Origin of the sequence: Bradyrhizobium sp. RP6, from assembly GCF_003837805.1 — a bacterium.
In the GTDB taxonomy this organism is placed as follows: domain Bacteria; phylum Pseudomonadota; class Alphaproteobacteria; order Rhizobiales; family Xanthobacteraceae; genus Bradyrhizobium.
On the sequence record NZ_RQIT01000006.1, the window covers coordinates 96121 to 109091 of the forward strand.

Annotated in this window: 9 protein-coding genes; 4 read left to right on the forward strand and 5 right to left on the reverse strand. The window is 51.6% G+C overall.

Annotated elements, in window-relative coordinates; translation table 11 throughout:
* Window positions 1-1646 precede the first annotated feature (1646 nt).
* Window positions 1647-4859 (forward strand): adenylate/guanylate cyclase domain-containing protein, encoded by a 3213-nt coding sequence (locus EHH60_RS14735; RefSeq protein WP_124160186.1) that lies wholly within the window; start codon window positions 1647-1649, stop codon window positions 4857-4859.
* Between the two features lie 73 nt (window positions 4860-4932).
* On the opposite strand, the gene EHH60_RS14740 is transcribed toward EHH60_RS14735, so the two are convergent.
* Genes EHH60_RS14740 through EHH60_RS14755 form a run of 4 tightly spaced genes read right to left on the reverse strand, consistent with a single transcriptional unit; the run spans window position 4933 to window position 10169 of the window.
* A complete protein-coding gene (locus EHH60_RS14740; protein WP_124160187.1) occupies window positions 4933-5898 on the reverse strand; it encodes a hypothetical protein in 966 nt (321 codons plus the stop codon).
* Window positions 5895-7934 carry an ORC-CDC6 family AAA ATPase gene (locus EHH60_RS14745; RefSeq protein ID WP_124160188.1) on the reverse strand — a complete coding sequence of 680 codons (2040 nt, stop codon included), beginning with the start codon at window positions 7932-7934 and terminating at the stop codon, window positions 5895-5897. Before EHH60_RS14745 ends, EHH60_RS14740 begins: the two co-directional genes overlap by 4 nt.
* Window positions 7931-8905 (reverse strand): phosphoribosyltransferase-like protein, encoded by a 975-nt coding sequence (locus tag EHH60_RS14750; protein WP_124160189.1) that lies wholly within the window; start codon window positions 8903-8905, stop codon window positions 7931-7933. Before EHH60_RS14750 ends, EHH60_RS14745 begins: the two co-directional genes overlap by 4 nt.
* The gene (locus tag EHH60_RS14755; protein WP_124160190.1) at window positions 8895-10169 is read right to left on the reverse strand and encodes a hypothetical protein; all 1275 of its coding nucleotides are present in this window, start codon (window positions 10167-10169) and stop codon (window positions 8895-8897) included. Before EHH60_RS14755 ends, EHH60_RS14750 begins: the two co-directional genes overlap by 11 nt.
* Window positions 10170-10283: 114 nt before the next feature.
* Here EHH60_RS14755 and dut point away from each other — a divergent pair, with 114 nt between their 5' ends.
* Together dut and thyX are read left to right on the forward strand one after the other, a co-directional pair.
* Window positions 10284-10784 (forward strand): dUTP diphosphatase, encoded by a 501-nt coding sequence (gene dut, locus EHH60_RS14760; RefSeq protein ID WP_124160191.1) that lies wholly within the window; start codon window positions 10284-10286, stop codon window positions 10782-10784.
* 6 nt (window positions 10785-10790) lie between these two features.
* Complete coding sequence (gene thyX / locus EHH60_RS14765; protein ID WP_124160192.1) at window positions 10791-11705, forward strand: FAD-dependent thymidylate synthase; 915 nt, start codon at window positions 10791-10793, stop codon at window positions 11703-11705.
* Between the two features lie 173 nt (window positions 11706-11878).
* Here thyX and EHH60_RS14770 read toward each other — a convergent pair whose 3' ends face one another.
* Window positions 11879-12139 carry a helix-turn-helix domain-containing protein gene (locus tag EHH60_RS14770; RefSeq protein ID WP_124160193.1) on the reverse strand — a complete coding sequence of 87 codons (261 nt, stop codon included), beginning with the start codon at window positions 12137-12139 and terminating at the stop codon, window positions 11879-11881.
* Window positions 12140-12222: 83 nt separating this feature from the next.
* Here EHH60_RS14770 and EHH60_RS14775 point away from each other — a divergent pair, with 83 nt between their 5' ends.
* Window positions 12223-12717, forward strand: a complete 495-nt coding sequence (locus EHH60_RS14775) for a hypothetical protein (RefSeq protein ID WP_124160194.1) — start codon at window positions 12223-12225, stop codon at window positions 12715-12717.
* The last annotated feature ends 254 nt before the right edge of the window (window positions 12718-12971 follow it).

Below are 12971 nucleotides of genomic sequence, written 5' to 3' on the forward strand. Positions count from 1 at the left end.
AATCAACTGCTTGCGCAGTTTACGACCTTTTCTGAGCTACGCAACTGCCTCATTTTTTTGTCGTGCCGCTGTGACCAGGGTGTGACCGCCTAAACCACTCGAAAGAGTAAGAAGCCTCCAGCCGTGTCTTCGCGGAACGCGCAAGCATTCGGACCGGGCGGGGGTCTCCTAGACAGGGGGGCCCGGAGGGGGGAAGGGGGTGGCCTAAGACCCCTGAATGGGCCTCAGGATTTTCTCACAGAAATTCCGAAGATGATCCGGCTTACTCACCCGATTGCTCGTCTTGCGGGCCGTCAGCGGAAGTGCCATTCGTTGGGCCATCAGCAGGAACAATGGTCGGAGCCGGGTTTGTGTATCCGCCCTCTGGGTCAATCGAAAGATTCGGATCGTTTGCCAACTTGTCCATTGGAGGCGTTCCAAGCACTATCCGCAGATACTTAACTGGATTTGCGCCATTGTTATCGAACTCGTCTGCAAAAAACACAGTTTGAGGATCGCACTCGATACAATCGAAATCGATGTAGCTGTACGTTCTATCGTTCAAGACCATAGAAATTAAGGTTCTTATTTTCTGATGGTTCGACCTGGTCAATACATTAGGGTTAGTATCTGTCAGAAAATACCGCCATCTCAATTCTAAGTGGTTGTGCCCCGCCGTGGTGTCCGGGAACAAACATTTGCGATCTGCGCGTGGCGAGTGGCCGTGTCTAACATTTTCGGAGAGCCACATTAAATCTACCGAGCTAGCAAATACATCTCGAATGGGCGTTCTCGTTCCTAAGATGTTGTCAGTTCTCAGCTGGTTCAATCGTGCGCCTCGAAACTCCGTTCTGAAATGATTGATAAGATGCCGAGTACCCTTTGTGAGAACCAGTGCACCCATACGCATCCTCCCTTGAACAAATTTATCAAATCAAGTGGCTGGAAAATCGCAGCGAAAGGATCGTCTAAATTCCATTTTGGCGCAAGAGGGCATTTCCCTGTTCGCAACTGCTGCGCGAAAAATATGGTCGCGGCAGTCAGCGGACAAGTCGGGTTCATCGCCGTCCATTAAAAGTTCGAGATGCTTCTGAAAATGAAAGAGTTCTCTTGCGCCACGGAGTGTCATCCGCCTGGAGTTCGAACCAAACACCATTGGCATTGCAATTCGCGCGGCCCAGAAGTCTGCCTGACCCTGCCAAGTCATCCAATTGATGTCGGGGTCTCGCGGGATTCCACCTAAATGATGGCCCGTCTCATGCGCCAACGTTAAAGCTAATCCGCATCTCCCAATTTCAGAATGCCTGACTAAACCTCCGTACAACCGTACGTATCGACTACCGCCCAGCATCCAGGCTTGAGCGTTGAGAGATCGCGCTTCCCACGCCAATTCATATGTGACTTGCGGAAAAATCGAAGCAAACCGCCGAATGAGAGCCAAGGCGATTTGCCGACGCTTCGGGGCGGATCGACAATTGGCAACGGCGTCCTCGGCTGGCCACATCAAAAAGGGCATAAGGTCCTCCCTTTCGGTCTCTTTAATGGCCCGGACTAAGGCCAGAACTTGCGCTTACAGTGGAAATGCTATTGCAATGCCACGAGGAATTGAACAGCATACAGGCTTAATTCCAGAAGTTTTTGTATTCCCGCGCCTGTAGGGGATTGAAATGCGATGTGTGCATTGCGGGCGTAAAATCTGGCCCACCAATCAATACTGCGCAGGTTGCGGGGCGTCGGTCGGCGTTGAGTGCGACGAGTGCGGTCATGCTAACCCGGCTGATGCGCGGTTCTGCGGAAAATGTAGCGCAGAGTTAAAAACAACCCTGGGCGAACCGAACAACCGTTCGTGGCTTACAGTTGCCAATACACTGGCGAGCAAAGGAGGTGAACGGAAGCGTCTTAGTGTCCTCTTTGCTGACATTTGCGAATCAACACGCCTTATCGATCAATTGGGTGATCCCGAGCTTGGCATGCAACGCCTGCAGCCCACACTCGATGTAATGAATAGAGTTGTTTCCCGTTACGATGGCATCGTCAACAAGTCACAAGGTGATGGGATTATGGCTTTGTTCGGTGCCCCACGCCCTCACGAGGATCACGCAGTTCGTGCCTGTCTAGCAGCTCTGGCCATCCAAGATGAACTAGCTCAGTTGGGTGATGCGGAGATCCAAACACGTATTGGCATCCATACGGGCGAAGTAATTGCTCAGGCAGTGCAGCATGGCCTCTATCAGACATTCGATGCAGCAGGCCCTAATGTTCATCTCGCAAGCAGAATTGAGCACTTAGCAGAGCCAAGCACTATCTTGATCTCAAAAGAGACCTACGCCGCAGCGCGACAGTACGTACAAGCCGAACCTGTAGGTTCACAGAAGGTGCGCGGAATCGAGGCGCCTGTCGAACTTTACAAGTTGAAGGGCCTTCTGAATGCTCCCGCGAGCAGTGTTTTTCGAAGCGGAAGGCGATTGGCTCCGCTCACAGGACGGCACGAGCAGTTCGCAGCTTTGCTAGCGGAACTTGCTTACACTCAAAAAGGTGCCGGGCGCATCGTTGCTGTGGTGGGTGAGGCCGGCATTGGGAAAAGCCGACTATGTTATGAATTCGCCGAACACTGTCGAGCCAATGGAGTGAGAGTTCTTGAGGCCCGAGTGTTGTCGCACGGAAAATCCACCCCGTTTCAGCCGGTGCTTGAGTTACTTAGAGACTACTTCGATATTCGTGGCCGGGAGAGCCCTGACATCTCGCGACGGCGCGTTCTCGACAAGCTCGAATTGCTCAAGGTCCCTCCGCAAACTTCATCTGTTCTGTTGCAATTTCTTGGTATCGCCGACCCGCATGTGCCAACCGCGAAGCTTGATCCCAAGGCGCGTAAGTCGCTCCTTCTGGACTTTGTCAGAACTTTACCGCAAGCGGGCCCGCAGGGGGCGGCCGCTGTGGTTATCATTGAAGATCTGCATTGGATCGATGCTGCAAGCGAGGAGTTTGTGGAGGCGCTCGCGGATGCAGTGGTGGGCACCTCGACTCTTTTGCTCGTAAACTTTAGGCCCGGCTTTTCGGCGCATCTAACCCAGCGATCCTTTTATCGACAGATCGCCCTGCCTTCGTTGTCGCCGAATGAGTCAGCTATATTGCTGCAAGATCAGATTGGAAATCATCCCTCACTTGCCTTAATTGGCAGAAACATCGTCGCGCGCGCGCAAGGTAATCCATTCTTTCTTGAGGAACTCGTCAATGCAGTCGTTGAACGGGGAGACCTTGATGGAGATCCGGGCGCCTACAAACTAAAAGGCGGAATTGATTCAATTCCACTGCCTTCCACGGTGCAGGCGGTCATTGCAGCTCGAATTGATCGACTTGAAGCTAATTCTAAGCGCGTTCTCGAAGTTGCCTCGGTAGTAGGTCGCGAAATCGAAATTCCGGTGCTGCAGCGAATCTGCGGTTTGGGCGAAGACGATATTTTCGAGGCACTTCAGCAGCTCAGGCGCGCTGAGTTGTTGTATGATGTTCCTCCTTTGACGCGGCGGTGTTTAGCATTTCGCCATCCTTTGATTCTGGAGGTAGTCTACAAATCTCTGCTGCGGACCCGTGCTCGCGAAATTCATTCTGCTGTGGCGAATGCTCTTGAAGCATTGTTCAAGGATCAGCCAGAACAGAGGGCTTCATTGTTAGCCTATCATCTGGAAGAAGCCGGTGAAAACCTCAAAGCGGCTCAGCAGAATATGCGTGCTGCCGTTTGGATTGGTGCAAACGATCCAAGTCAAGCGCTGAGGTGCTGGAAGAAGGTTCGTCAATTATTGAAGACGCAGTCGCCATCGCAGCCGATCGATTACATGCAGATGATGGCATGCGGCCAAATCGTAAATTTCGCATGGAGAGAAGGCCTGCCAGCCGCAGAAGCCGTCACCTATTTCGAAGAAGCCAAAGACTTCGCTCTCGCACTCAAGGACTCACGCGCGAATGCATTGATTCATGCCGCTTATGGTCGAATGCTTGCGAACGGAGGCTCAGCAGACGAATACGTAGAGAAGATCAGGGAGGCGAAGATCATCGCGGACCAGGGCAACGAGGTAAGTGTCCAAATCACTCTCAAAGCTGTTCTCTGTCACGCCTTACGGTTAGCTGGCTACATGTCAGAAGCGCTTCAGACGAACATCGAGGCCGCCGAACGCGTTCACGATATCGTTAAAATTGACCGAGAAACACTCGGGTTTGATATTGAAGTGTGGCTAACGGCTATGCGAGGCCAAACCTTGGTCATGCTGGATCGTTGTGATGAGGCTAGGCCATTCCTCGACAGTATTCTTCAGATGGATAGCAGTCAGGTCGATCCCTTGCATCAACTGATCCCTAGCTTGGCTTACGTCGATCTCGCTTGTGCGGAGGGGAATGCAAAGTTGGCTGAACACCATTCAGAGAGGGCCTTCGCGATCGCTACATCGGGTGGAAATCCCTATTTGCGGGTCTATGCTCAAGCTTCTCGGGGGCTTGCCCATCTTGTGGGCGGACGGCTTACATCTGCGATATCCGACTTATCCGATGCGCTCTCGTTCGCCCGAGCACGGAAGGCCGGCTTAGAGAATGAGCCCCGAATGCTAGCCGACCTCGCTAATGTCTATCGCTTGGAAGGAGACGTTACTACTGCGTTCCGCGTTGTTAACGAGGCAATCAGCATTTCGGTTGAACGTCATGCGCGTGTACCTGAATGCCTAGCTCGCATTGTGCATGCAGCGCTGCTAATTCAGAGCAAGGAAGGTCACGAAGTCGCAAGAAATGAGCTCACATGCGCGCAACTGCTGATCGAGAAGACCGGAGCAGCCCTATTGAAGCGTTTAGTAAAACAACCAGGTAACGGCGTTCGATTGGATCGGCTTGCCCAATAGACCGACTTTAGAGCGAGCTCTCTATCCGGGCATGTCTCAATCATAGGCGCAAGCGGCAGGTTAGCCGGATATTTCAGACAAGATCCTCCACGGTGTAAACCCAGGCGCGTTGAAGCCCGTAAGTGGTTTCCCGTGCGTATTTGTCGGTGACAGGAAATAGGATGCTGGTCGCAGTCGACTTGCATTCCGTCAAATAGGAAAGGGCGAATCCAAGCGCTTGAGGCTTCGTAGCGAGTGGCGACAGGTATAAATTAGATATGGCGCCAAGCCGCCGTCTGCTTTTTACTATGTCGCTCAAAGTTGCAGCCGTGACGAATGGATCATTCGCCGGAGCGAAGAATCTATCTACGTCAAACACCTTGTTCGTTCCGATTGCGTCCGACGCTCTGAAGGCGCGCATGACGTTTTCTTGGTACATATCCGCACGCAACGAAGGCAACCCAAAGATTTGGACTTTGTCAGCTTTATCCTTGTTCTCAGCGACAGCTTTGATTAGGCGATGGTCGTATCCCGATCCTATTATTAAGAAGTCGTTCTGCTGATCTGGCGAGTTGATGCCCTCAAAACCCTCGACCTGCCTCACCCGGATTGATCCTTCAGAAAAGGTCGTCTGCTCCTTCTGTGCATAAGCGCGTGGTTCGGAGTAAATAACGTCGTACTTTCGCACCCCGCGCAGGCTCAGGTAGAGTGTTAAGAAGATCAAGTGAGGACGCATAAAACCGGTACAATCGACACAAATCGACGTGTCACCGATCGTACGAGACGTTCTTCTTTCGATCTCTGCAACTAACTCCTTGACTAATGCGGATTCAGTTGCGGCACTCGAAGAAAAACAATCTCCGCTTGGCAGCTCCGCTGAACTGTAATCATACTCATTATGGATGAGCCAAAGTTTGTTGCGCGCTCGGATCCGGTCAAACGCCAGTCGAACTCTTTCGCTCGAGTTGAAGGCTGATATCAGTATGTCGTATTCAGGCAATTGCCAATCATCTGTAGATAGTTCTCTTTTGTAAAGAAGGTTGTAGGGCGACAAGCTCATTCGAACAAATCCGGCTGATTGGGATCTTTTTTCGGCTGCGCTGAGCGATTGAAATAAGGGGCTGTCATCTTCGCTTCCCAATCCTTCAAGAGCTCCTCAAAGGATTCGCGATAGGAGTAAACGAAGACCGCATTCGCTTGGTCGTTCGAAAGCGTGGCGACCCCGCGTCTCGCAATTGGGAGATCGTAGCGGGGCGAGAGCATTGTGTTCAATTCAAGCTTACGGCTAACAGCTTCGGAATTGCGCTCGCGCTGCCCTCGGGAAATGTCAATCAGAATTGATGTGTTCAAAGCTGCTCTGATCGTATCGCGCGCTTCATGATGCAGCTGGATATCATCCACGCTTATCGCGATCATCGAGGTTTCAATTGGTTTGTCGGCGAAGCGATTTGCACGAAAAAGGCGAGACAGACGGTCGACACTGGATCGCACGAGCAATCCTCGATCTCCTTCTTCTAACATGTGTTCAAGAAACCAATCTGATGCTTCAGCGATACCCTTCTGTTGCGCCCTAAATGAAATCTTTCCTCCAGAGAACGGGTTTTCCTCCATGTATACCGACCAATCGAATATACGCTTCAATATCGTGAGCAGCGTTCTCGGCAGCCCTTCCGACATCCGGATGAAATTATTTAAGCCCGAATAGTTCTGCTTCCCATTGTTCTCCCTTAGTAGCTGAGCGACCATGTCGCCAGTGTGCTTCCTAACAAATTCCGCGAACTTGCCATCGCGTGTCCCGTTAAGATAAGACTCTGCGTTTTCTCTCAGAACTCTAGAAGCTGCTACCAAATCTGCTGAGCGAAACCATTGTTGATATAGAAAGAGCAGGCATAATTTCTCCATAAGCGGGCTGCCATCGAAGCTCACGCTCTTAACCAGCTCATCTAAATCGCCGCCACTCCTAGGGCCAATCACAAAGCCGTCCGCCAAGCCCTTGCTAAGCTTTTGTCGAAACTTAACTAGGTGCGGTCGTTCGCTCTGCCCGTCAAACAGCGATAGAAGGTATGGACTTTGAACAGTGAGATCGGGGCGGATGAAATACGTCACCAGGGCGTCAGGATCCTTCTCGAATATATCAACCCCGAACGTCGAGCTGAGCCTCCGGGCAATCAACTTGAGTGCGAACTCTCTATATCTCTCTGGTGCGTTTCGAAACCGCTCGTCTAGCCTCAATTCCTCGTATTCAGACCCTTCTCGGTTCGTCTCTCCGCCGCTGTAAGTCCTGTGTGTGCGAACTCCATAAAGCCTAGCACCAATTTTGAATGCGGTTGGGCCTTCCCGCTCCCGAATAAGTGTATTCAGGTACATCTGCTGATCTTCGGTGAAGTTCTCGAACTCGTCCAACAGATAAATGAATTGGACGTCACGAAGACTCGTGAGCGTCTGTGATGCCAAACTCGGGATACCGAAAAACAAGCGCCCCCGAGAGACGAGCACTTCGGCCTTGAGTTCGTTACTCAATGCGGCGTTGTTTACCGCATAGTCGAGCTGGCGTCGCAACTCCGCGAGGTAGTCTCTCACTTCCGACAATCTATTGAACACACGGTCACATCGATCGAACAACCCACCGATCTCTAATGAAACTTTATTGCCCTCCTGTTCGAGTTTCCTTTCGCTCGAGCAGACGGTTTCTAATGCCGCCAATGTCTTATCCGCCACCCAAAGCTCGAAGTAGTAGGCGAACAAATCGCTCCACAGCTGAGCACCCTGGCCCTTTCCGCCGAACCTGTGAGAGTCTAAGCCTCCGCATCGTGCATAGATGCCCACATACCCATCTCCCGTTACCCCGTCGACAAGACCAAGACCCGCCTTATTGAAGCGGATCGACTGAAGGGCAAACGAGTGATGACGCATCAAGTGAGACTTGCCGCTACCTTTCCCCCCCAGGACAAACATTGCCATAGGAGAGTTGAGGCGCGTGAAGCTCGTAATTTCCTCCTCTCCCTCTCCTGCACTCACCCACAGCAGGTCAATCTGCTCATCAACCAAATCGTTCGATTTTGTTATGCGAAATGGATTATCAACCCGACCGCTCATGACTGCCACCCATACTGCTTGGGAAATCGACGGAACAACGGAATCCACGCAGTGCCGTCGGGATCATCAAACCAAATGATGGGAAGTGTGTTGTCGGGTGTATTGTGGAAGAAGCCAATTAAGAGCTGCCCATCCCGATATCCGAGAGGATCACTACTGAAGAGAGTGTGACCATGTCGCAGGCTGATGGATTTCGCTTTAGCCTTATCAAACGGCGCGCTTGCATTTTTGTAAACTCTAGAGTCATCGCCGAAACACCTAAAAGAGTCGTCCAGCTCAACTACGCTACCGACCTCGTCGAACCAACCCAGCTTTCGAATTTCGTTCAAGCCGAATGTGGTGGCGAACAGCGTGTAATAGTAAACCTTCGCTTTCTTGTTCATCTGCTTGAGAGGCCGGACGAGCGATTCGCAGTACTGGCGTGCTTGGGTGCCCGATCCGCACAGATCGTCTATCAAAACATAGTGCAGGATGTTGGGATCCTTCACTTTGCTTACGTGCCGAAAGACGCGGCGAGAAGTTGAGAAGACTTCCAGGGAATTTATGAAGTACTGCTTGCCGAGCCGGTTTTCTTGCCGGAAATAGTACAGCATGTGACTGCCGCTTTCCGATGGATTTCCAACTCCAATAAACCGAGTTCTTTTCAATTCACCTTCGTAAGCCGAATTTATCAGAGTTCGGTCTAAGGTGTGATTATTTGCAGCCCTGATTTTTTCAACGACCTTGTATTGGTAGAGATCTCGAAAAAGCGAACGAAGCAAAGCCCGGATTTCTCGAACGCCGAAATACATGAAGTTGCTTGCTAGGAACAGCATCTGAAGATATGCATCGTCCCTCTTGTCTTCGGTGCTATTAAACTGGGCCAGCCACCGTTCGACGTGGTCCCACTTAGCGCGACCATCCCACAAGGTTTCGTCAAGCGCTTTCAGCTTGGCCTGAAGTTTGTCGATCTGCTCAGAATCAGGAGGCACTTTGCTTCCTCAAGCAAAGCACCCATTCGCTAGCTATCATACCTGCTGTCCTATTTCGTTTAGTCATGAGCCCTCGCGATCGGATATGGTCGATCAATCGAAATTCAATCTCCAGCCCAATTTCATGAGCCAAGTTTTCGAGATAAAGAGGAGTATCGAACTGCTGATTGCAGATCGTGTTGGGGCCTATCACGAGCACCAGACATCCTCCTGGCTTGAGCATTTGGTGCATCGAGGCGAAGGCTGCACGCATTTCAACAAAGTACTGCGCCGCAATATGCGCTCGCAATGGGTTCAGCTTCCGTATATGAAGCAGCCGCTCATCCACCTCGCGTAGACCGGTTGATAACGACTCCGCTACTTCAGACGTTGAATAATGCTCCCTTCCTATGTTTGCTTTCTCAAGTGATCTAAGTTCATCAGGGCGCGCGAGGCCTAGCCACCCCAATCCGAGACTAGATGATCTGATGTACTTCTGCGCGCCGATGTAGGGCGGGGACGTTACGATCAAATCAACTGAGTTCTTCCCCGCTAATGTGTGGAGGGACCGCGCGTCGTCGTAAATGCCTATCAGATTACTAGGCAGCGCCTGATTCATCAGGCTTCTCACTCTCATTGCATTGCGGCGAACGATTTCGCTGAATGTCAAGAAAACATTCTCTGGCGTCTGATTGGCTAAGTGTCGTCGCAACTGTCTAGCATGAGCGGCATATTGCTCCTTGCGCTGCATGTTGATCCGAACAGGAACAGATAGCCGAGGATCCGCCATGGACATTTTCCGCGCACATACGGAAAAACAAACCTCCATAAACTCTCGAATTTCGACAGTGCGGATCGTTGCAATCGCGGCTCTTAATTTGCTCAACTCGGCTACGATGCGTGGCTTATACCAGTGATTCAGATTTACCACTCTGGGCGGCTCGCATGCGTCGAGTTCACCAACTCGTTTTTTCAGGCGGGCGAGAGATCTCAGAAGGGAATCCGGGTCCACGTACCTAGTTTTCACGCGAGCGATCAGCCTCGCGAGTGGATTGGAATCCGCGCCTAAAACAGCGAAACCATTAAGTAGTCCCTCCACTAGCACCGTTCCGGAACCGCAGAACGGATCCGCTACGACTAGCTGCTTTGATGCGTCTTGCCTAAATGCATTCAAGAAGAAATTCGGAATATGTGGAATCAGCTTGGCAGGATAGGCGTGAAGAAGATGGGTCGCCCGTTCGGGCACGAGATCTGACGTAAAGCTTCGGAAGTCGACGGTACTCACAGAGGCGCCACGGCGTGTCGCTTCTTTCCAAGCTTCAACCGTGTCCAGGGAAGTCCGGGCTCTCGACGGCATGCCTATTCACGCTAGAGTGGAACTTGGTATATCGTTGAATTTATGGGGGTTGATTCCCACTTCAGTCTATGCCGCTCGCTATGGGAGTTGCCATTGGCTAACAGGAAAGTTCAGGTGGTGAAGCTCCATGGGAGAGCTCTAATTCCTACTTTCGCGCATCCCACCGATTCAGGAATGGACTTGTCATCTGCGGAGAAGCTCGTTCTAAAGCGGGGACAAAGGCGCCTTGTTCGCACTGGCTTAGCAGTGAGATTCCCTAAGCTGACCGAGGGGCAGATCAGGCCACGTAGCGGGCTTGCGCTAAAGTATGGCGTTACGGTCCTGAATGCGCCCGGGACCATTGATGAAGGCTACTCCGGCGAAATATCGGTCCTTCTCATTAACTTAGGCGCATCCGATTTCACGGTCAAAACGGGCATGAAGATCGCTCAGCTCGTAGTTTCTCCCAGAATAGACGTGCGGATCTCGGAAGTGAAAAGCTTTCGCTCTAAGAAGCGGTCAACTCGGGGAAGCCGAGGGTTCGGTTCAACTGGAATGATGTGAGGATCGATTGTGGCGAAGCAGACTGCTGATTCCAAAGAGTCAAGGAAACGCCGTGCAACGGTGGAGGCTTTGGACGCCCTACTAGGCCGGGAGCTGCCGGTTCTCGATCGCGGCTTTGTTCGAGTTATTGACTACATGGGAGATGATGCAGCGGTAGTTCAGGCAGCTAGAGTCTCCTACGGGAAGGGCACAAAGACTTCTTCTGAGGATTCCGGCCTAATCAATTATCTGATGCAAAACTCGCACACGACGCCCTTCGAAATGTGCGAGATAAAGCTTCACGTCAAGCTTCCAATTTTCGTTGCTCGACAGTGGATACGCCATAGAACAGCTAGTGTGAACGAGTATTCGGCCCGGTATTCGATTTTGGACAATGAGTTTTATTTGCCCGATGCGATTCAAGTGTCGAAGCAGAGTGATTCAAATAAACAAGGAAGAGGCAACCCTCTTGAGTCACGAACAGCCTTCAAAGTTCGTGAAATGATGGCCAATGAGGCGGCGCAAGCGTTTGGCATCTATAACCAGATGCTAACAGGTCTTGGGGGAAGTCAATCCTCTTTGGATCAGGAGGCGGTATCCAGGGAGCTAGCGAGGGTGGTGCTGCCCCTTTCGACATACACACAATGGTACTGGAAGATCGACCTACATAACCTCTTGCATTTCCTTGAGCTTCGAACAGACCCTCACGCCCAATTCGAAATCAGAGTTTACGCTGATAGGATTCTTGAAATCGTAAAACAATGGGTGCCATTGACCTACCGAGCATTCGTTGAACATCGGTTAGAGGGGGCTCGTCTTTCAGGAACAGCTGTTCGCTATCTCTCGCGCCTACTTGCTGGCGAAGTCCTGAACCAGGAGCAAAGTGGTCTTTCGAAACGCGAGTGGCGGCGAATCCAAGAGAAGTTTCAGCTAAAAAAATAACGAGAGCTGTGAAGGTTTACACCAATCCCGTTCATTCGCTGATTTAAGCGACGCCAAAGATTCGATGCCTCTGAGGAAAGCCAGCTTCGACGAGCGATCAGAAGACTGATTATAAAGCCGACGCTCCTAGCTATCAGTCTGGCCGATGAGCATTAGAACAGTCTAATACAAAACTAGCGCTTCTTACGTCCGGGCTGCATCGGCTTTGGCCGAGGTGTCCCTCTTGCCGGTGCTTCGAACAGAGATGCCAGAGGCACGGACAACGTTTTCGCCAAACGGTCCAGAACGTCAACGGTCGGGTTTTCCTCCGCTCGCTCTAAACCGCCGACATAGGATCGGTCCACGCCAGCATCGAACGCGAGCCGTTCCTGGGTTAGCCCCTTCCGGACTCTGATCTTTCGAATATTCCAAGCCACCAATGAACGTCCGTCCATAAGGTTAGGGCGCCATTAGGACGCCTTTCAAACCACAGGCTATATCCCGTATAATTCGTGTTGGTAGGCGGGAGGGATGGAAGATGTTTGGTCGCAAGAAGCGTTTGCACGTGCTCGAGGCGGTTACAGAGGCTCGGCAGTATTTGAATGGCTCAGGCGCGGTGGCGCTGGAAAAGGCGTTGTGCGGAGCGGATGCCCTTATCACACACCGAGATGTTTTTGAGATGAGAAAAAGAAAGTTTCCCGGAAATTGGACGTTGGGATGCTTTCATTTTGTTGGCTCACTTAGAGATGGGCAGTGCGACCTTCTTGTCTCTTTCGCAATGCATCTTTCGCCTCAGTTCAGCGATCCCGAGGTTCGCTCTCTGTTGGACAAAGGGTTTGAACCAAGCACCTCGCAGCGTAATCCGGAGGCCCAAATAAGGGCGCTGCTCGACTACACCTTCAACAAGGACGTTGGTGTCAAGCAGACTCTACGTCTCGAAAATATGCCGATTCCACAGACCGTCCTTGCCCAGTTTGGCAGCGATATTCAGTATCTCGTTTCTCTGGGTCGCAAGCACAGGATTTACGCTTAGTCTCCACAGCCCTTCTCGGGAGACCTCTGTTAATCGGTCCGGGCCGATTGTGAGGTGTTCTATGAGGGATAATATCGCTTAGGTCCTATCAATCATAGCTTTGGAAAATCAGTGATTTACGATATTCCGCACCGAGCGCACGCAATGCAGAAGGAAATCTGCACTGCAAATTTTCAGTGCGTTCGACGACTGGGGCAAGATCGACAGCGTCAGGCGCTGTATGGAGTGCAAAGAGGGTCACCTGAAGGCAACCC